Raw genomic sequence first — 21,832 nt, forward strand, 5'->3', positions numbered from 1 at the left:
CGTAGCCTTTTTATTCTTGCTTTTCAATAAAATCTTTTATTTTTCTAAAAAAAGTACCAAAGAAATTTGATTCAAATTTTTCCGCTGTTGGCGATCTGAATTCAGTTGCTTTTGGTGCTTCAGAAACATTAGTTTTCTCATTGCTAATAGTTTCTTCTGGATCATGTGACACGGTTGAATCTTGTGTCACAGGTTCTGTGCGATTAACTACAGGAACCACCACTTCTGGAGCTTTAGTCTCTTTTACTATCTCAGCGATAGATACTGCTCCTTTAAATTGATGTCTTTCGCTTTCCATCACTAATCCTACAGCTGTAGCATATAGTGGGCTAGAAATCTCTAAACTTGAATCACCTGCTAAATGCTCATTAGGATATCCTATACGAGTATCTATACCAGTGATATATTCTACTAATTGCTTGATGTGTTTTAACTCAGAGCCTCCTCCTGTTAATACAATACCAGCTATCAATTTCTTCTGTGGATTCTCATATCCATAACTCTTAATTTCAGAGAATACTAATTGAATAATCTCTTCTACACGAGCATGAATAATCTTTGACAAATTCTTTAAAGATATTTCCTTAGGCTCTTTCCCTCTTAATCCAGGTATAGATACTATCTCATTATCTTTATTCTCACCAGGCCATGCAGAACCAAACTTAACTTTAAGAATCTCTGCCTGACGCTCGATGATAGAACATCCTTCTTTAATATCCTCTGTGATAACATTACCTCCGAATGGTACTACAGCTGTATGACGAATAATTCCATCTTTAAAAATTGCCAAATCAGTTGTACCACCTCCTATATCAATAAGCGCTACTCCTGCTTCTTTTTCTTCTTGACTTAAAACAGCTTCTGCCGATGCTAAAGGCTCTAAGGTGATCCCCGAAAGCTCTAATCCAGCATCTTTAATACATCTACCAGCATTCTTAATTAATGCTGCCTGACCTACTACTACATGAAATACTGCTTCTAATCTACTTCCATACATCCCAATAGGCTCCTTAATACCAGGTTCCCCATCGATCTTGAATTCTTGTGGAAGTACATGTATAATTTCTTCACCTGGAAGCATACTTAGCTTTTGGACTTGAGTAATTAATTGCTCAATATCTTTATCGCCGATTACTTCATCAGGATTATCTCTACTTATGTAATCACTATGTTGAATACTTCGGATGTGTTGTCCTGCTATACCCACCACGACATTCTTAATCTTATATCCTGCAGCAGACTCAGCATCTGTCACAGCATTCTGAATAGACTGAATAGTCTGTGTTATATTATTAACCACACCTCTTTTTACTCCTAGACTTTTAGCTTTACCTAATCCTAAAATTTCTAGTTTACCGTATTCGTTCTTCTTTCCAATCATTGCGACAATCTTAGTTGTCCCAATGTCTAAACCTACAGCTATATTTTCTTTTTCCATACTCATTTTTCTATTTAGTGCATACCACTTGCTGGGTAAACTTAAGGTTTATGTACTTGTACACATCTTGCTCTATATTCGATCTTCTCAAATACTGTACAAAAGCCTTGTAATTCTGTAGCTTTAATTCTTTCTCGTCAAACCCACCAAAAAGAATATCAAAGCGATTAGTACGACTCACTAACATTAAAGTTCCCTTAGGTTCTATTATAATACCAGTTATATCTTCTTTTAAAAAATCGTCCTTGTTTATTAACTCAAGTATTTCCTTGATTTCTCTCTCATTATTCGCTTTCACTGTCCCTTGCACCATTGGGACTCTGTCCGAGAAATTTGATGACAATGGCATCTTCTTTCCTAATTCATCAAGATAGTAATTTTTATCACCGTCTACGACTCTTCCTATTGCTTTTTTTTGCCAAATATCAACGATTAACTTATTATCTACTGTCAAATAAACATCTGCATTTCTGATTAATTCATTTTTCAGTACATTTTTCTCTAGATTATTCAAATCTAAAACACTTCTATTAATCTCGGAAATTTTTGGAAATTTATTTTTAACCAAATTGCGAATTTCTTCAGTAGTTACGAAGTGTTCTTCACTTTCTTTAAAAACAACACTGATACCCGACACTTCCCTTTCATTACTACGTTTATTTGTAAAAGAATATAAAAACAGTAACAATCCACATATAAGCAATATGCGAACATCTGACCATTTTATACTTTTAAACAACTTTTTCACGTCTTAATCTTTATAGTTTATTCCAATCCTTTTTTTATATCCTCTACCATTTCTCCTAAATCACCCGCTCCTATCGTTAATACTAACTCAGCATTCGATGCTTTTAAATAAGAAACTAATTCTTCCTTCTGTAGAACGACCTTAACTTTAGAAGTAACTCCTTCTAGCAATGCTGCTGATGTAACTCCCTCAATAGGCAATTCTCTAGCAGGGTAAATATCTAGAAGAACTACATGCTCAAAAGTAGATAGCGCTGAAGCAAACTCATTCATAAAGTCTTTCGTACGACTGTATAAATGCGGTTGAAATACTGCCACCACCTTTTTATCTCCATATAACTCATGCACAGCTTGGCTTACAGCTAAAATCTCTGTAGGATGATGTGCATAATCATCTATATAGATAAAGTTATCTCTTCTTATCTTATAAGAGAAACGTCTTCTAACCCCCTGAAAACTCTCTAATCCTTCAACTAGTACTTTTGGATCTACTCCATACGTATATGCCATAGCAAAAGCAACTAAAGCATTAGATAGATTATGTCTTCCTGGCAATCCAAAACGAACATTTACAATGCTTTCTTTTGGTGTTATTATATCAAAGATATACCAACCGTTATCTATACGAATATTCTCAATCTTATAACTACAGTCTTCTCCGAATCCAACTTTGATACCATCTAAGTCTACACATTCAGTTTTAAAGAACTTCGTTTTATCTTCTACTTTATTAGCAAAATCATTAAATGCAACTAACATCTCCTCTGCTGTACCAAAGATATCAAGATGGTCAGCCTCTGTAGAAGTAATACATGCTGTATCAGGATACAATCTTAAGAATGAACGATCAAACTCATCAGCTTCCACTACTGTAACAGTAGTACCACTTCCAATTAAATTCGTCTGATAATTCTCAACTACTCCACCAACGAATGCAGTAACATCAACTTTCGCTTGAAACAACAAGTGTCCTAGAATACTAGTTGTAGTCGTTTTACCATGTGTACCAGCAACTGCAAAGCAATAGGTATCTTTCGTTATTAATCCTAAAACCTCAGAACGTTTACGAATATCAAACCCTTCATTTATATAATAATTCCATTCACTATGTGATTTTGGAATGGCAGGAGTTACTACCACTAAGGTTGTCTCCCTATCTTTATATACCGCATCAACTAGGTCAAGATTATCCTCAAAGTGTATATCAATACCTGCTTCTACTAATTCATCTGTTAACTGAGTAGGCGTTTTATCATATCCACCAACATTTTTGCCTAAAAATTTAAAATAACGAGCCAAGGCACTCATACCGATACCACCTATACCTATAAAAAAAACGCTCTTTATCTTATTTAATTCCATAACTATTTCTTCATTATTGCTTCTACTTGATCTACAATATCACTTGTTGCATTTGGCAACGCTAACCTTCTAAAGTTAGCTCCTAGTTTCATCTGTAAATCTTTATTCTCTACTAACGCACTAAACGTTGATAGAAACTTTTCTTTTAATTCAGCTTCTTTTATTAATATAGCCCCCTCTTCATTCACAATGCTCATCGCATTTTTCGTCTGATGATCTTCAGCAACATTAGGAGAAGGGATAAATATCACTGGTTTTCCCACTAATGCTAACTCAGAAATAGAAGAAGCTCCTGCTCTAGAGATAACATAATCTGCTATACCATATGCTAGATTCATCTTTTCAATAAAAGCAAATACTCGTACATCTTCTGTCTGATACTTTTTATACTCATCGTAATAAAGTTTTCCACACTGCCAGATTACCTGAATATTCTTTCTTCTAATCTCTTCTAAATTATCTTCTATTAATTGATTTATTCTACGTGCTCCTAGACTTCCACCTAATACTAAAAGGATAGGTCTATTCATATCTAATCCGAAAGAAAGAATCCCTTCTTCTTTATTAGAACCCACATTCAATAAATCACTTCTCACAGGATTACCTGTTTTTATAATCTTTGACTCTGGAAAGAATCTTCCCAAATTGTCATAAGCTACACATATCTTATTTGCCTTCTTTCCTAACAACTTATTGGTTATTCCTGGAAAAGAGTTTTGTTCTTGTATTAGGGTTGGTATTCCTTTTCCTGCTGCTACTTTTACAACAGCTCCACTCGCAAATCCACCTGTTCCAATAACAACATCTGGCTTAAACTTCTTAATTATTTTACTAGACTTCCATAAACTACTTATAAGCTTAAAAGGAAATGCTAAGTTGTCAACAGTTAGCTTTCTTTGGATACCTGATATCCACAATCCTTCAATCTTATATCCAGCTTGTGGAACCTTCTGCATCTCCATCTTATTCTCTGCACCTACGAATAAAATCTCTGCATCAGGATATCTACTCTTTATTTCATTTGCAATGGCTATCGCAGGATATATATGTCCTCCTGTACCTCCTCCACTTAATATAATTCTTGGTGCGCGATTCATCAATTTACTATCTTTAATCCTAAATTATTAACCTACTAATTCCTGTTCACTTCTGATCTCTAGTTGTCTCTTTAGTTCAGCTTGTAGTCTATCCTCTTCTTCCTTTCTCTCCAACTCTTGTGCTCTTAATTCCTCCTCTTTCTTAGTAACACTAAGAATAACACCGAGAGAAATACACGTCATCCATACTGAAGTACCTCCACTACTTATCAAAGGTAGTGTCTGCCCCGTAGTAGGTAACAATGATACTGCTACTCCCATATTAATAAGCGCTTGGGATATGAAATAAATTCCTAGTCCCATGACGAGTAATTTACCAAACATACTAGGTGCTTTATGTGCTGCTATTAAGAACCTAAAAAAAAGGTAGAGATATAAAAACAAAATAGAAAGCCCTCCTACTATACCATATTCTTCAACAATAATCGCATAGATAAAATCGGAAGAAGACTGAGGTAAAAAGTTCTTTTGGATACTCTTTCCAGGTCCTTTTCCAAATAGTCCACCCGAGGCGATTGCTATCTTTGCATTATCAACTTGATATAAATCCTTACCTGCCTTATCAGCACTAGCATATCTATCTATACGACTTATCCATGTATCAACACGGTTAGGCATAGCACCGGGAAAAGCTTTAGCTAAAAGTACAAACATACCCACCATAACAATTCCTCCCATCAAGATACCAAACAAATACTTCCAAGGGTATCTACCTATGAACGCCAACCCAAGAACCATAGCAAATATTATAGCTGCTGTCGAAAAATTTGAAGGCAAAATAAGAGCCAAAACCGCAACTACAGGTAGCCATAACTCATATAGTGATTGTTTAAAAACAAATGGTTTAGACTGAATACTCACTAAGTACTGAGCCACATAACCAATCAAAACAATAGCTGCAATCGCTGAAGGCTGTATTTGTACAAAATATAAATCTAACCATCTATTCGCATTAGCACCACCTATCGTTCTTCCTTGGAACATTGTAACAAATAGAAGAATAATAGCAACAGGCATTCCGTATATAATATATTTCCTAAACTTAGTATAGTCCATCTTATGTACTAGGTACATAGAAAATAAACTAATAGATAAATAAACGAAATGTTTTAATAGATAAGAGAAAGTAGACTTCCCCGTACCTATTGTATAAACTAAGTTAGTACTTGCACTATAAACAGGCACAAACGAGAATAAGGCCAGTAAAAATATCACTGTCCATATATGTTTATCACCATATAAATTTGCAACTAACTTTTTCATCTTTCTTATAGATTATTTACTTCTGCTTTAAACTGAAGTCCTCTATCCTCATAATTTTTAAACAAATCAAAACTTGCACAAGCAGGTGATAATAATACTGTATCCCCACTATCTGCAAAACGTTGAGCCATCTTTACAGCATCTTCCATACTTTGTACTTCAATCAAGTTGTCTACAACACTTTCATAAGCAGCTTTGATTTTAGAGTTATCGACTCCTAAACAAATAATACTCTTTACTTTCTCTCTAACAAGTGGCATTAACTCATCATAATCATTTCCTTTATCCACCCCGCCCACAATCCATATAGTGGGAGCCTTCATACTTTCTAGAGCAAAGAATGTTGCATTAATATTTGTTGCTTTTGAATCATTGATATATTGAACATTCTCAACCTTCATTACCTTTTCTAATCGATGCTCAGCTCCTTGAAAATCTGATAAACTTTCACGAATACTTTGCTTTCTGATTCTCTTTAATTGAGCCACAGCTGTTGCAGCCATAGCATTTTTAACGTTGTGTTTCCCCTCAACACCAAGCTCGCTTATCGGTAATATAAGTGTTTCCTTATCCATAGCTACCACAATATTTTGCCCTTCTAGATAAGCACCATATTCTAACTTTTTAGAAATAGAGAAAGGCACTTTCTTAGCAGCAGTTTTATTATTAGTTAACCAACGTTGAATCTCCACATCATCATAATCATAGATTAGATAATCCTCTTTGGTTTGATTCATCGTAATCCTAAACTTAGCATTGATATAATTTTCATACTTATAATCATATCTATCTAAGTGATCTGGGCTAATATTAGTAATAACAGCTATATGAGGTCTATATTCTCGTATGCCATCTAATTGAAAACTACTTAACTCAAGAACAAAACATTTCTCAGGATGTACAGCTACTTGCTTAGCATAACTGTCTCCAATATTTCCTCCTATACCAACGTTTAACCCTCCTTTACTTAATAAATGATACGTTAGCATCGTCGTTGTAGTCTTCCCATTACTACCTGTTATAGCTACAGATGGTTCTGTATTGAAAGTATATGCGAACTCTATCTCTGATATTACATCGATATCAGCTGCTAATACTTTTTGAATAATAGCTACTTTATCTGGTATACCAGGGCTTTTCACTACTATATTTCCACTTAATATCTCTTCTTCTGTATGCTTCTCTTCTTCCCAACGAATATCAAACTCGTTAAGAATAGCTTTATATTTATCACTAATCACTCCAAAGTCTGATACAAACACATCATACCCTTTGGTCTTGGCTAAGACAGCAGTTCCTACGCCACTCTCTCCTGCACCTAATACTATCACTTTCATACTATCTTATCTTTAAAGAAACAATACAGAAAATCCCTAACAATATTCCAATAATCCAAAATCGGGTAACAATCTTACTTTCGTGATATCCCTTTTTTTGAAAATGATGATGCAAAGGAGACATTAAAAATATCCTTCTTCCCTCTCCATATCTTTTCTTAGTATATTTAAAATATGCTACTTGAAGTACCACAGACAAATTCTCCGCTAAAAAGATACCACATAACACAGGTATGATTAACTCCTTACGCACTGCGATAGCTAATACAGCTATTATCCCTCCTATAGTTAAACTTCCTGTATCTCCCATAAACACTTGAGCAGGATAAGTATTATACCACAAGAATCCAATCAACGCTCCCATAAAGGAAGCTATAAAGACGGTCATCTCACCTGAATGTGGGATATACATAATATTCAAATAACCTGACAAAACAACGTTACCTGAAATAAACGCAAAAATTCCCAACACAAATGTTGAGATTGCAGAAGTACCGGCGGCTAGTCCATCAATACCATCTGTAAGATTGGCTCCATTCGACACAGCTGTAACAATGAATATCACGATAGGTATAAATATTAACCAAGTATACTTCTCTGCACCTTCACCAAGCCAACTAATCAAAATAGAATAGTCAAACTCATTATCTTTTAAGAAAGGAATAGTTGTCGCTGTTGATTTCACATCATATCGGCTTGCTACTTCTTCTACTAGAACACGATTTGCAGGCATTTCACGTACTGTCACACTTGGACTAAAATAAAGTACTGATCCTACGATCAACCCTAACCCTACCTGTCCTATTACTTTAAATCTTCCTTTTAATCCTTCTTTGTCCTTCTTTTTCATTTTTAGATAATCATCTAAAAATCCTATCGCTCCCATCCATACTGTCGTTAACAATAAAAGCAAGACATAGGTATTATTCAGTTTAGCAAATAATAATACTGGAATTAAAGTAGCTACTATAATTATAATCCCTCCCATCGTAGGTGTACCTGACTTCTCTTTTTGCCCTTCTAATCCAAGCTCACGAACGGTTTCACCTATTTGCAACTTATGTAAAAACTTAATAATTTTCTTACCATAGATGATTGATATCAGCAACGAAAAAATCATTGCCATACCAGAGCGAAACGTAATGTAGTGAAACATTCCCGCGCCTGGAATTTTAAAATATTCATCTAAGTATTCAAATAAATTATATAACATACTGTAATCTCTCTTAATCTATTGTTCTAAAAATTCAGTTACAATCTCTAAATCATTAAAATGATTTCTAACACCTTTAATCTCTTGGTAAGTCTCATGTCCTTTACCAGCGATTAAAATAATATCACCAGGTACCGCCTGTTGACAAGCTAGCTTTATCGCCTGCTTACGATCCTCTACCACGATTGTTTTCATAGTATTTTGAGGTTCTACTCCTGCTTCCATTTCTTCAAGAATAACACTTGGCTCTTCGAATCTAGGATTGTCAGAAGTAAATATGACCTTGTTACTAAGCTCAGATGCTATCTGTGCCATTTCCGGTCTCTTTGTTTTATCTCTATTTCCTCCACATCCTACTACAGTAATCAACTGCTCATTATAGGTACGGATAGAATTAATAGTCTCTATTACATTTTTAAGAGCATCAGGTGTATGCGCATAATCAACTATCGCAGTAACTTTCTTAGAAGACACCACATATTGAAATCTTCCAGCTACACTTGTTAATTTACTAACTTCTATTAGTGCTTGTTCTTCACTTACTCCTAATTGTACAGCAGCACCATAGACTGCTAATAAATTAGATGCATTAAATAAACCTATTAGTTGCACCCAAATCTCACGTTGATTAATCTTCATTAACATCCCCGAGAATTGACTCTCTAATACCTCTGCTTTATAATCAGCTACATTCTTAAGAGCATAAGTCTTAATAGTTGCCTTTGTATTCTGAGTCATTATTAAACCATTCTTATCATCCACATTAGTAATCGCAAACGCATCACTATTTAATTGATCAAAGAACATTTTCTTCGCATTTCTATACTCTGCGAAAGTCTTATGGTAATCTAAATGATCATGTGTCAGATTCGTAAATATACCTCCGTCAAACTCTAGACTATGTGTACGCATCTGCACAATACCATGAGAACTCACTTCCATAAAACAATATTCACATCCAGCCTCGACCATCTCATTTAAATAATAATTTATAGTTAATGAGTCAGGTGTTGTATGTGTTGCATTATAATCTACATCTCCAACTTTGATTACCACTGTAGATAATAACCCAGCTTGATAACCTAAGTTTTTAAACAAGGTATATAATAAGGTAGCAATAGTAGTTTTCCCATTTGTACCTGTTACTCCTACTAGCTTTAACTTTGAAGACGGATTGTCATAAAAGTTACTAGCTACTACAGCAAGAGCTTTATTACTATCTTCTACTAATATATATGTAACACCTTTTGCTAGCTCTTCTGGCATCTTCTCACAGATAACTGCTTTTGCTCCGTCTTTAATCGCCTGACTTATATAATCATGACCATCAACTACTGTACCCGAAATAGCAACAAATAAAGTATCACTTGAAACCTCACGTGAATCAAATGCAATCTTCCCTATAGTAAGGTCTAAATCACCTCCTATAACAGAATTCATTTTTGCTGATTGTAATAACTCATTTAACTTTTTCACGATAGTTCTAATACTACTTTTTGATTTCTAATTATTTTTTGACCAGCTATTATAGACTGGTTTTTTATCTTACCTATACCTTTAATTTCTACCTTTAAACCTAAGTTTTCTAATAAAGGGACAGCGTCCATAGCATACATTCCCCTTACATCAGGCATCACTTCAAGGTCACCATTTACCTTATCATAATAATCTTTATAACTAGTACGTACATCTGATGGCACTTCATCTATATTACTTAAACTAGTCGTCGTAGGCACATCTGTATAAATCTTCTGTGCAATACGTTTAAATACTGGTCCAGAAACATCCGCTCCATAATAACTCTTCGTTCTATCTGGTTTATGTATAATAACTATACATGAGTACTTAGGATTATCTATAGGAAAATATCCCGCAAAAGAAGATGAATAATACATATCCTTTCCCTTACCTTTTCCATAATTTACCTGAGCCGTTCCTGTCTTTCCTGCCATTGAGAAATTAGGAGAACTTAACTTTCTACCAGTACCTTTCTTTACCACATTAGCCAACACAGCTTGTACTTGCTTAATAACCTGTGGTGATGCTATCTGAGGGTTTAAAACCTCTGGTTCAAACTTAACCACTGTTTTATTAAACTCTTTGACTTCTGATACAAACATTGGTTTTACCATTACTCCATTATTTGCCACTGCATTATACAATGTAATCGTATGAAGTGGTGTAATAGAAATTCCGTATCCAAAAGCCATCCAAGGCAATGCTAATCCACTCCATCCTTTTTTCCCTGGTTTTGGTATATGTGGCACTCCTCCTCCTTTTATCGGAATATCTAGTGCTCTATCCATCCACAGTGATCCTAAATAATTAGTAAACTCACTTGGTTTATCCTTAAACCCTTCATTTACTGCCTGAGTTATCACTGTATTAGAAGAAACTTCTATACCTCTAGCCAAAGAGATTTTACCATATCCCCCCCATTTAGAGTCACGAACTCGAGCATTATAAAACTTCACTACTCCTTCATTAGTATCATATACTCTAGCTGTATCGCTTTTACCTTTTTCTAATAGCGCTAGTAATGAAGCTAGTTTAAACGTTGACCCTGGTTCATGTTTTTCACCAATCGCATAATTTATAGTCTCATAATAATTACCACTTTCTGCTCTACCTAAATTAGAAATAGCTCTTATAGCACCAGTCTCTACTTCCATTACTACCACACATCCATGATCTGCACTATAATACTCTAACTGTTTTAATAAAGCATGGTGTGCTATATCTTGAATATAAACATCTATAGTTGATACGACATCTTGTCCATCTATAGGTTCTATCTCATTTTCATCATTAATAGGCTTCCATTGATCTTTACCTAAACTCTGCATCTTACGACGCCCGTCTACTCCGCTTAAATAAGAAGTAAATGCTCCCTCTATACCTACCCTTGAGAATGTATTATCCTCATTCTTTCTCTCATATCCTATAGTACGTTGGGCAATTCTACCTATTGGGTGTTGTCGTATTGTTTTTTGCAAAGAAATCAGTCCTCCTTTATAAGGACCTCTTTTAAGCAATGGAAAATTCTTAACTCGTACATATTGTGTATAACTTAAATCTTTTGCTATAAACACATATCTACTACCATTCTTTCTAGCCTTTCTAAGCATATTCTCATAATAGCTAGAAGGCTTATTAAACATCACTCCTAATGAATCAGATAATGGTTTTACATTCCCATAAAAATCTTTCTCACTTGGAGCTAAACCATCAAAACGAATTTCAAAGACCGGAACAGAAGTCGCTAATAAACTTCCATCTGACGAATACACATTCCCTCTATTAGCAGGAATATCTTCTATCTTAACTCTGGTTTTATCTTGAGCTTTTGCTCTCAATTCTTTCCCCTCTACCCCTTGAATTTGAATCAAGCGATAAATAATTCCTCCCGCGAATAATAAAACCATCGCAGAGATAAGATATATATTCACATAAATATTTTTATTATTTAGCGCCATAACTTATCCCAACTACTTTCTGTTTTTATTTCTTCAGTTACTTTAATCTTTGTTGCTGGTGTTTCTGAAGGAAGAATTCCATCCTCCTCAAGGTTCTTAGTAATAGTTGACTCCATCTTCAATTCCATTAATTCAGATCTAGTATCAACAAATTCTGCACGCAGCATCTTTACTTCATGAGTCAACTTCGCAATCTTAAATACTTTTGCCTCATACGACTGTGTATTACCAATTAACAATAAACTCAAAATAATTATATAAATAATAAATGCCCAAGTCTTAGCTGAGTTCTCATTAACGAGAATCTTAGCCTTAATTATATCACCTGGACTATTTACTTTGTTTTTCATTTTTTCTCAGCAATTCTCAATTTTGCAGAACGTGCTCTATTATTTATAGCAAGTTCCTCATCAGTTGGTATTATCAACTTACCTAATTGTTTCATTGGAACTTCAAATCTCCCATAGAAATCTTTCTCAGGCTCTCCTTCAAACATACCGTTCTTCATAAATCTCTTCACTAAGCGATCCTCTAATGAATGATACGATATAATACTTAATCGCCCTTCTGGCTTTAATATTTCAAGACTCTGTATCAACATTTCTTTTAATACATCCATCTCTTGGTTCACCTCAATACGAATTGCTTGATAAATTTGTGCCAAGATCTTAGCGCTTTTGTGAGCTGGTAAAAATCTTGCCAACACTACTTTCAATTCATCCGTATTCTTTATTGGTTCTTCAGTTCTTGCTTTCACTATTGCATTAGCAAGAGAACCAGCATTCTTTAATTCACCGTACATGTAAAACATGTTTCTCAAATCAGCTTCTGCATACTCATTCACAACATTATATGCAGATATATCACCTGCTTGACTCATTCTCATATCCAACTCTCCGTCAAAACGAGTAGAAAATCCTCTTTCCGGAACATCAAACTGATGTGACGAAACACCTAAGTCTCCTAACACCCCATCCACTTCATTCACTCCATAAAAACGCAAATAGCGTTTTAAATATCTAAAGTTTTGGTTTATCAAAGTAAACCTCGGATCATCAATAGCATTTGCTAACGCATCTTCATCTTGATCAAAAGCAAACAATTTTCCCTCACTACCTAGTCGACTAAGTATCTCTCTAGAGTGTCCCCCTCCGCCGAAAGTAACATCTACATAAATTCCATTCGGATCTGTTATTAATCCATCAATACTTTCCGTCAACAAAACGGGTCTGTGATATCCGTATTCTTCTTTACTCATCAAAATTAATATTACTCATTACGTCCTGAGCCAACTCACCAAAATCAAAATCATCACCTTCCAATGTTGCCTCATACAACTTCTTATCCCATATTTCCATTATATTCACCTTAGACGAAAAAACAATATCCTTGCTAACTTTTGCAAAATCAATTAAATCTTTCGCTATCAAAAGACGCCCTGCATCATCTATCTCAACATTCTTTACTCCCGCCATAAAACGACGAATAAAAGCATCATTCTTCTTATCAAATGGGTTTAGTTTTCCGATTTTAATCATCATTTTCTCCCATTCAGCCATAGGCCACAACTCTAAACAACTTTCAAACACAGAGCGCTTCAATACAAAACCATCAGCAATACCAGGCAACTGCTTCTTTAGCGAAGCAGGTACTAGCACCCTTCCTTTGGCGTCTATTTTACACTCATATGTTCCGATTATTGCCATAAATGCACTCCTATAAATATAATCTTAGCAAATGTAGTTATTTTTTTACCACAATTTACCACTTTTCCCCACTTTGTTGATAAGTTTTAGATACTAAACCTAATATTTCAAGCAAATAGGGTAATCTATTGAGTTATAGCCTATAATTTTAAATTACCAAACCCTTTTCCATCACGCTTTTTAGGCAAATTAATCACCGTTTTCAACTTAAATAATTTGTCAAAAAAGCTATAATAAAGAGAACAGAAACAAATAAAATAACACTTTAGCATTAAATTATTACTCCTTTTAGAAATATTCTCATATTTAAAAGCGTATATTTGTGGGAATTTAAAAATCGCATTTAGAAACTACATGGAGCGAACTTTAAAAGAAGATGGAAAATTCCGTTTTATTGAGATTGGTGAAGGTACACCAATAGTCATCTTACACGGATTAATGGGAGGTCTGAGCAATTTTGATGGTGTTACAAATTTCTTCCCAAACAAAGGTTACAAAGTAGTTCTTCCAGAACTTCCCCTTTACACTAACAGTATTTTAAAAACAAATGTAAAGGCGTTCGCAAAATTTGTAAAAGATTTTATCGACAGAAGAGGCTATAAAAATGTTATTCTACTAGGAAACTCTCTTGGTGGACATATTGCGTTGTACTTTGCTAAGATGTATCCTGAATATCTTCAAGCGATGATATTAACAGGAAGCTCGGGTTTATATGAAAGCGCTATGGGAGACAGTTATCCTAAGCGTGGAGATTATGAATATATCAAGAAGAAAGCAGAAGATGTTTTCTTTCATCCAGAAATAGCAACCAAAGAACTTGTAGACGAGGTATTTGCTACTGTTAATGATCGTATGAAAGTAATCAAGACTATTACTATCGCTAAAAGCGCGATACGACATAACATGTCTAAAGATTTACCAAAGATAAAAGTTCCTACTTGTTTAATTTGGGGACGTAACGATAAAGTAACTCCTCCTGAAGTAGCTGTAGAATTCAACGAATTACTACCTGATTCTGATCTATATTGGATCGAAGAGTGTGGACATGCTGCTATGATGGAACACCCTGATCAGTTTAATGTATTATTAAACGATTGGTTTATTAAAAGAAATATCAAATAAAATGAAAATAAATACAGCTGAATTTATTGTTAGTAACTCTGACGCTAAGTTGTGTCCTAATGAGCCTATCCCTGAATACGCATTCATCGGTAGATCTAATGTAGGTAAGTCTTCTTTAATCAATATGCTTACTAACCAAAAGAACTTAGCAAAGACTTCTTCTAGACCAGGTAAAACACAACTAATAAACCACTTTAAGATTAACTCTAATTGGTACTTAGTAGATTTACCAGGATATGGATATGCTAAAGTATCGAAGAAAACTAAAGCTGTATTCCAAAAGTTTATTACTGACTACTTTGAGAAAAGACAGCAATTAGTAAGTGCCTTTGTACTTGTAGATATAAGACATGAAGCTCAGAAGATTGACTTAGAATTCATGCAGTACTTAGGTGAAACACAAGTTCCATTCTCTATCATCTTTACTAAAGCTGATAAAGTAGGTAAACAAAAAGTCAATGGACTAATCGCTGACTATAGAAAAAAGATGCTAGCTGATAACTGGGAAGAGATGCCTCCTTGTTTTATTACTTCAGCTGAAGGTAAAATAGGAAGAGATGAAGTACTAGATTACATCGAAGAAATTAATGTTGAGATGTTCAAAAATCAAAACTTTATATAATACAAAAAACTGCCTACTTAGGGCAGTTTTTTTTTGTATCTATACTAAAGTATTCCTTTATGTTATTATCCAATTCCCCTACTATTTCTTTGCCCACCCAGAGAAGTATCCGTGCAGTATCCGTGCTCACCCCCCCGTATATACAAGGGAATCTGCACTAAATCCGCAACAACTCCCCTAACATCCAAAAATAACTCCTCCCAAAGGCATATTTTAGTTTTCACGAACATTAGATATAATATTCATTAACAGTAATAATACCTGCTCTTATGGCATAGCGAGTAGCATCGTAAACATTACTAACTCCAAGCTTCTTAAATATATTCTTACGGTGAGTAATCACAGTATGACTACTAATGTTCCGATCAGCAGCAATCTCTTTAGTCATCTTACCTGAAGCTATCTCTTTTAATATCTCACGCTCAGCATTAGTCAATATTTGTTCTACCTTTTGTATACTATCCTGATGTTCTTCTAACTTCCTTAGTATCCAAGGAGCTAAATACACTTCCTTATTTATCGTCTTCTCAATACTCTCCCTAATATGAACTAACATATCATTTTGAAAAACAATATTGAATGAAGATATGCGATTACTTAAAAACTGCTTAAGCCATTGTTCATTCAACTCACTAAAGAAAAGCAACCATGTAGACCTATTAAACTGCAATCTGAGCGCAATTAACAATTCACTCTGTTTCTCTAAGCATTGACTAAAAGGGTCCACGATAACTAAAGCATCAGGTATTCTCATTAAGAAGCTTTTCAGCTCTCCTAAATCACATAGCTCCACTATATCTACCTCCGACTCATATACCTCTTTAATCAAAGATTTTAATGCATAACGCGTTATCTCTTGACTCTCTACTATCCCTATACTTAACATCGAGTTATCAATTTTTCAATATTACTTCTATTATCACAAGTCATTTACCTTAATGCTCTCTTACAAAAATACACAACTTTTGGCACTTATTATACCCCATAAGTAACACAACAACACATTTCTAACACATAGAACTAAAAAAAGGAGCTTTCAAACTAATGAAAACTCCTTTTTCTGCTAACTAATCAATTACTCTTTAATGAGAAACTTAAATATTAGGATTCTCATTTAATTCTGAATCTGTAATACGATATAAATAATATTTGCTATTAGCAACAAAATCACTTTTATCAGGAAAGTTCAAAACATTATGTCCATTTGCTTTCAAATTAACAGTCACTTTCGTTACAGTACCATCTTTATTTGTTTTTTCATACGTATAAGGAATTGTCATACCTACAGGAATAGGTTTGCGCTCAACAGCTTTTTGATTTCTAATAATATCTACTAGAGCAAAACCTTCTCCAAATAATTCTTTACGTCTTTCTAAATAAATAGCTTCTAAAAGATCTTTGCCTGCTAAACCATTAATAATCTTAGCTCCACGAGCTACTTTTAATTGATTTAGTTTTGTTATCCCATCTGCATCACCTAATTGAGCTTTAGCTTCAGCATTAATCAAATAAATCTCAGCTGTTCTCATCAACACAATGTCTGCTACTTCTGGCATTCTAAACTTAAACTTAGCATAACGCATATAACCTGCTGCATTATCGGTTGGTTCTTTAATAGCAGGGTTTGGCGCCCAATACATCATCTTTTTTCTATAATCTCCTTCGTCAAACAAATCTCTAAAATGAGGATCTGCATTGAAGCTATAATAGTAACTATCAGGAGATGTAGTATCTAAAAAATGAAACTGATAAGAAGCATCATTTTGTTCTGGAGTTTGTAAATGCCCCCAAATCCATTCAACATTACCAGCATCATTAAATCCGCTTTTATACTCTGCCTCATTCATCAATCTATCATTATTAGTTAAAGCTAGATCAGAATATTTCTTAGCCTTTTCCCAATTACGAGCATATAAATTAGCTCTTGATAACAAACCTAAAACTACTTGTTGATCTATTTTGAATTTATCTGATCCTCTTCTATAAGCAGTAAGATCAGGAATCATACCATAAGCATCTTCTAAATCTTTAACAGACTGATTATACAACTCTCTTACACTAGCTAAAGGTTTAGGTTGAGTGCTAGCTGTAGTTGGTGTTAAATAAATAGGTGCGATTTTTGCCTCTGGATCTAGATCAATTGCATAAGCATAACTAGAAGCTAAATGTAGATACATAAATCCACGTAATGCCAAAGCTTGTCCTTTTATACGTTTTTTATCAACTGTACTTCCTTCAGAAGCATCAATCTTATCAATAATATTATTCATATTATTAATAACCTTATAAGTCATTACCCAACTCAGAGTATTAGTCCCTCCCTTTCCATAAATAGCTGAGAATTTATAATGACTTGCAAAACCATAATTACCATTCAATACAGCATCGTTCCCCATAGCATCACTAGCTCTTAAAAAAGAGCCATATCCAGGATTTGCCAAACTATTAAAAGTCTCCATTAAATACACCCAAGAACCTGTCCATACTTTCTCATTACCAGCCGTAGTTTTGAACACTTTGGTATCCTCTAATGCTGTAGTTGGTGAAGTATCTAAGTCACAAGACACCAAAGTACTTGACATTAATACTACTCCTAATATATATTTTATAAATCTACGTTTCATAATCTGTCAATTTTAAAGTTTTACATTTAATCCAAACGAAATCACCTTCATAGACGGATATCTATAATAAGTTGTTCCATCAAATGTTTGTTCTGGATCCATTCCTTGCTCCTTTGTCCATGTAAATAAATTCTCTGCTTGGAAGAATATACTTGCTGATCCTAAGTTGATTTTTCTCAACCATTCTTTAGGTAAATTATAAGTCAACGTTAGATTCTTTAACTTTAAAAAAGAACGATCCACTAAAAATCTATCTGATTGACTTGTCCAAGAACTACCAGGACTAGTCGTTAATCTTGCAATATCTGAACCTTTATTCTCTGGTGTCCATCTATCTAACATATCAGCACTCCATGTATTACCATTTCCTGCTTGTCTATATAATCCTGTTTTATCTCCATTATAAATCTTTCCTCCTATTGTATAAGAGAAATTGGCTGTTAACTGCCAACCTTTATAGTTAACCTCAGTTAAGAAACCTCCTGTTACGTCAGGTAATGAATTACCTTTATAAACCTTATCTTTAGATTGTAAAGAAGAATAGTCTTCTGTTATCGTTTTAGAACCGTCAGGATTTTGAACATACCACTGTCCATTACCATTTTCTTGATTTACCCCAGCCCATTCTGGCAAATAAAAATCATATACAGAACCATATTGAATCCATTTCTTAGATCCATTCCACATTTCTTGTGAAGGAAGAGATGTAATCTTATTTTTATATGTTGTTAAGTTCGCACCAAGATGTATCTTCCAATCTTCTGTTACTAAAGGATAACCATCTACAGTAAATTCCCAACCATAATTTTTAACTCCACCAATATTAGTCTGTAATGTACTAAATCCAAGTGATGGTGCTAATTGTCTAGAAAATAATAGGTCTTTTGATTTACGCTCAAAATATTCAACTGTACCTGTAAGTCTATTATTAAACAATCCAAAATCAAAACCAATATTTAAATTTAGATTAGTTTCCCAAGATAGTTCAGGTGTAGCCAATCTTGAAGTAACTAATCCTGAATTTCCATTATAGTTCTTAATATCATATAAAGCCTGATAAGCATATAAGTTACCAATATTATCATTCCCTTGAGCTCCATAACTTGCTTTAACTAATAAATTAGACAACCAGCTATCGCGGTATTTAGTCATAAACTTTTCATCAATCACTCTCCATGATGCACCTACTGACCAAAAATCCCCCCATCTATTATCTGGGTGAAAACGAGAAGAACCATCACGACGATAAGATGCTGATAAGAAATACTTTTTATCATATGAATAATTTGCACTACCGAAGAAACTCAACATTTTATATGCATCAGAATTCCCATAGAAAGATACTAAACGTGAAGCTGTATCTGGATCTTCAAAACCAACAGTTATAATCTGCTGACGTACACCACCGAAGTTAGAATAGTCATTCTGGAAATACTCTTGCCCTACCATTAAACCTAAAGAATGTTTATCTCCAAACTCTAAATCATAATTAAAGACATTATTAAACGTCATAGCTACCCTTCTTCCATTACTCTTAGAAACAGACCCTCCGGTTGATGCACCAGGACCAACTTCTGGATTACTAACATTATGATTATTTACACTGCTATAATCGACGTTCAACGACGTCTTATACTTCAAATTTTCAAGAATCTTAGCTTGTGCATAAGTTCTAAAAGTAGCTACATCTCGTTTTATTTGTGCCTTATCTAGAGGCATAGTCGCTGCTAAATTATATTTAGCATATGAAGTTGTTCTATACAACCCGAAATCATACATTCTCTCTCCTGTTTCAGGATCTTTTAAATACTCCCCAGTAGTCAAATCTCTTTGATAAACTGGATAAAATGAAGGAAGGCTTCGGGCAAACCCTACCACATTTGAGATAGCACTATCATCTTGTTTTGGAGCATCCTGTATTGTATGAGAAGCAGACACATTCATACCTAACTCTAACCAATCCTTCGCATCTACAACGATATTAGATCTTAAGTTAAATCTCTTAAATCCAGATTCAATTATATAACCTTGGTCATTAAGAAATCCTCCAGATACATAATATCTAGATTTATCTCCACCTCCACTTACGCGCAAATTAATATCTGTAAACTTTGCATCTTGACTTAAAGCGTCATCCCAGCTATCATTCCATAATGGTTTTAACCCTGCTCTAAGTTTTCCATCTAGACCAACTGGATTAGGATTATTTAAACCATAAGGATTAATACCCACAGAATTAACCAACTGACTAGTAGCCTCTACAGCAGCATCTGCAGCACTCATTTTTTTACTATCCATATACCCATTGCGTAGTGCTTCCCACTGCAATTCCATATATTGATCAGTATTTAATTGTTTATAATCACTACGTGCTCTTGAAGAGAAACCATACTTAGCAGATATTTCTATCTGAGGCGCTTCTCCTTTTCTACCTTTCTTGGTAGTAATCATTACCACTCCATTAGCAGCACGCGATCCATATAGAGTAGCCGCTGTTGCATCCTTTAGCACTGTAATAGATTCAATGTCAGAAGCAGCTATAGCGCTTAATCCTCCTTCATAAGGAACGCCATCCACTACAAATAGAGGATTACTACTCGCATTAATCGAACCCACTCCACGAATTCGAATAGTAGCTTCAGATCCTGGTTGACCACTTTGAGAAAATGATTGAAGCCCAGCCACAGTACCTTCTAATGCTTTAGTAACATTACTTACTTGTGCATTTTCAATTGATTTAGCACTAACTACCCCTACAGATCCAGTATAAGTCTTCTTATTGGCTGTACCATAAGGTACTGTTATCAACACTTCTCCTAATTCATTACTCTCATCTTTAAGAGCGACATTAATCAAGCTTTGTCCTTTATATATAATGTTTTGTGGCTTATATCCAATAAATGAGAATACTAACACCTGACCTTCATTAACTTTAATGGAGTACTTTCCATCTAAGTCAGTCATGGTACCTTCATCACTTCCCTGAATCAAAACACTAACGCCTGGTAGCGTTCCATTAGCATCAGTAACATTTCCTGTTACGAGCTTTTCTTGCGCTTGTAGGTTAAGGAATCCTACAAACACAAATAAGATTGTGTAAATTTTTTGCATAAAAGATTTGTTAAATAAAAGACTAAGTCTTATTTATGGTTTTTTGATTTGTTCGAATATATAAATATTAGTGACACAATGCGACAATATAAGTGTTAAATAATGAATTATTATCATTATTTATAATTATCACAATATAAATATTTTGTTAAAAAACATTGCTACATACAGCAACACATACACATCGAAGATTGAGTGTATAAAGAAGAAATCGAATCAGTAAATCTAAAATTACGAGCGTTAAGTTCTCGCTTTTGTTCAATTGATTGCATAATATTGGGGTTTAAATAATTTTCTCTTTTCAGTGAAAAACAAAGCAGAGGAAATGTCTAATGTGAATATTTCTTTACAAAACAAACAATAATTATACACAACAGATTTAGATATAAAATCCTCTGCTTTTGTGATACAAATGTATTTGAATCCATACATTCTTGAAATACCACGTATATGGTATATTTTAAGTCCCCCTTAACCTATCTAACATAAAATATCAAAATCTAACCCTAAAAAATGTACAGCTATTATTGTATTATTAATAATAAACACATAATCATATTAGTAAAAAAAGCATTTTACACACCTGTAATACAGACTGACCCGTCCTGAAAAAACTGTACAGTTTTAAATACCCATAAGAAATGGAAAAGTCAATAGAAAAAAAAGTAAAACAGCGCTATCATCAGGAATTCATTAAAAAGGTAGTGAAGGAAG

Annotated in this window: 17 protein-coding genes; 2 read left to right on the forward strand and 15 right to left on the reverse strand. The window is 34.2% G+C overall.

Annotated elements, in window-relative coordinates:
- Nucleotides 1–10: 10 nt before the first annotated feature.
- From ftsA to mraZ, 12 genes are read right to left on the reverse strand one after another with little or no spacing between them, the layout of a single operon-like run.
- A complete protein-coding gene (gene ftsA / locus CF599_RS01180; RefSeq protein WP_121964235.1) occupies nucleotides 11–1,438 on the reverse strand; it encodes a cell division protein FtsA in 1,428 nt (475 codons plus the stop codon).
- Between the two features lie 10 nt (nucleotides 1,439–1,448).
- Complete coding sequence (locus tag CF599_RS01185) at nucleotides 1,449–2,186, reverse strand: cell division protein FtsQ (RefSeq protein WP_121964212.1); 738 nt, start codon at nucleotides 2,184–2,186, stop codon at nucleotides 1,449–1,451.
- Nucleotides 2,187–2,203: 17 nt separating this feature from the next.
- On the reverse strand, nucleotides 2,204–3,547 hold the full coding sequence (murC, locus tag CF599_RS01190) for a UDP-N-acetylmuramate--L-alanine ligase (RefSeq protein WP_121964213.1): 1,344 nt from the start codon (nucleotides 3,545–3,547) through the stop codon (nucleotides 2,204–2,206).
- Nucleotides 3,548–3,549: 2 nt separating this feature from the next.
- Nucleotides 3,550–4,644 carry an undecaprenyldiphospho-muramoylpentapeptide beta-N-acetylglucosaminyltransferase gene (gene murG, locus CF599_RS01195; protein WP_121964214.1) on the reverse strand — a complete coding sequence of 365 codons (1,095 nt, stop codon included), beginning with the start codon at nucleotides 4,642–4,644 and terminating at the stop codon, nucleotides 3,550–3,552.
- A gap of 27 nt (nucleotides 4,645–4,671) precedes the next feature.
- Nucleotides 4,672–5,907 carry an FtsW/RodA/SpoVE family cell cycle protein gene (locus tag CF599_RS01200; protein WP_121964215.1) on the reverse strand — a complete coding sequence of 412 codons (1,236 nt, stop codon included), beginning with the start codon at nucleotides 5,905–5,907 and terminating at the stop codon, nucleotides 4,672–4,674.
- Nucleotides 5,908–5,912: 5 nt separating this feature from the next.
- Nucleotides 5,913–7,244, reverse strand: coding sequence for a UDP-N-acetylmuramoyl-L-alanine--D-glutamate ligase (gene murD, locus CF599_RS01205; protein WP_121964216.1), 1,332 nt, complete (start codon nucleotides 7,242–7,244; stop codon nucleotides 5,913–5,915).
- 1 nt (nucleotide 7,245) lies between these two features.
- Nucleotides 7,246–8,457, reverse strand: coding sequence for a phospho-N-acetylmuramoyl-pentapeptide-transferase (gene mraY, locus CF599_RS01210; protein ID WP_121964217.1), 1,212 nt, complete (start codon nucleotides 8,455–8,457; stop codon nucleotides 7,246–7,248).
- 18 nt (nucleotides 8,458–8,475) lie between these two features.
- The gene (locus CF599_RS01215) at nucleotides 8,476–9,933 is read right to left on the reverse strand and encodes a UDP-N-acetylmuramoyl-L-alanyl-D-glutamate--2,6-diaminopimelate ligase (RefSeq protein WP_121964218.1); all 1,458 of its coding nucleotides are present in this window, start codon (nucleotides 9,931–9,933) and stop codon (nucleotides 8,476–8,478) included.
- On the reverse strand, nucleotides 9,930–11,933 hold the full coding sequence (locus CF599_RS01220; protein WP_121964219.1) for a penicillin-binding protein: 2,004 nt from the start codon (nucleotides 11,931–11,933) through the stop codon (nucleotides 9,930–9,932). Before CF599_RS01220 ends, CF599_RS01215 begins: the two co-directional genes overlap by 4 nt.
- Nucleotides 11,924–12,283, reverse strand: coding sequence for an FtsL-like putative cell division protein (locus CF599_RS01225; protein ID WP_121964220.1), 360 nt, complete (start codon nucleotides 12,281–12,283; stop codon nucleotides 11,924–11,926). The genes CF599_RS01220 and CF599_RS01225 overlap by 10 nt, the downstream gene beginning before the upstream one ends.
- Nucleotides 12,280–13,191: a 16S rRNA (cytosine(1402)-N(4))-methyltransferase RsmH gene (rsmH, locus tag CF599_RS01230; RefSeq protein ID WP_121964221.1), complete on the reverse strand. Its 912-nt coding sequence runs from the start codon at nucleotides 13,189–13,191 to the stop codon at nucleotides 12,280–12,282. Before rsmH ends, CF599_RS01225 begins: the two co-directional genes overlap by 4 nt.
- Nucleotides 13,184–13,639, reverse strand: a complete 456-nt coding sequence (gene mraZ, locus CF599_RS01235) for a division/cell wall cluster transcriptional repressor MraZ (protein WP_121964222.1) — start codon at nucleotides 13,637–13,639, stop codon at nucleotides 13,184–13,186. The genes rsmH and mraZ overlap by 8 nt, the downstream gene beginning before the upstream one ends.
- 354 nt (nucleotides 13,640–13,993) lie before the next feature.
- Between mraZ and CF599_RS01240 the strand changes: the two genes are divergently transcribed.
- Complete coding sequence (locus tag CF599_RS01240) at nucleotides 13,994–14,761, forward strand: alpha/beta fold hydrolase (RefSeq protein WP_121964223.1); 768 nt, start codon at nucleotides 13,994–13,996, stop codon at nucleotides 14,759–14,761.
- A 1-nt stretch (nucleotide 14,762) separates the two neighbouring features.
- On the forward strand, nucleotides 14,763–15,383 hold the full coding sequence (gene yihA / locus CF599_RS01245) for a ribosome biogenesis GTP-binding protein YihA/YsxC (protein ID WP_121964224.1): 621 nt from the start codon (nucleotides 14,763–14,765) through the stop codon (nucleotides 15,381–15,383).
- A gap of 229 nt (nucleotides 15,384–15,612) precedes the next feature.
- On the opposite strand, the gene CF599_RS01250 is transcribed toward yihA, so the two are convergent.
- From CF599_RS01250 to CF599_RS01260, 3 genes are all read right to left on the reverse strand, one after another.
- Nucleotides 15,613–16,269 carry a response regulator transcription factor gene (locus CF599_RS01250; protein WP_121964225.1) on the reverse strand — a complete coding sequence of 219 codons (657 nt, stop codon included), beginning with the start codon at nucleotides 16,267–16,269 and terminating at the stop codon, nucleotides 15,613–15,615.
- Between the two features lie 208 nt (nucleotides 16,270–16,477).
- Entirely contained in the window at nucleotides 16,478–18,007 is a 1,530-nt protein-coding gene (locus CF599_RS01255; RefSeq protein WP_121964226.1) for a RagB/SusD family nutrient uptake outer membrane protein, read from the reverse strand.
- A 12-nt stretch (nucleotides 18,008–18,019) separates the two neighbouring features.
- Complete coding sequence (locus CF599_RS01260) at nucleotides 18,020–21,118, reverse strand: TonB-dependent receptor (protein ID WP_121964227.1); 3,099 nt, start codon at nucleotides 21,116–21,118, stop codon at nucleotides 18,020–18,022.
- Nucleotides 21,119–21,832: the final 714 nt, after the last annotated feature.

This window comes from Myroides sp. N17-2, from assembly GCF_002286775.1.
Taxonomy (GTDB): Bacteria; Bacteroidota; Bacteroidia; order Flavobacteriales; family Flavobacteriaceae; genus Flavobacterium.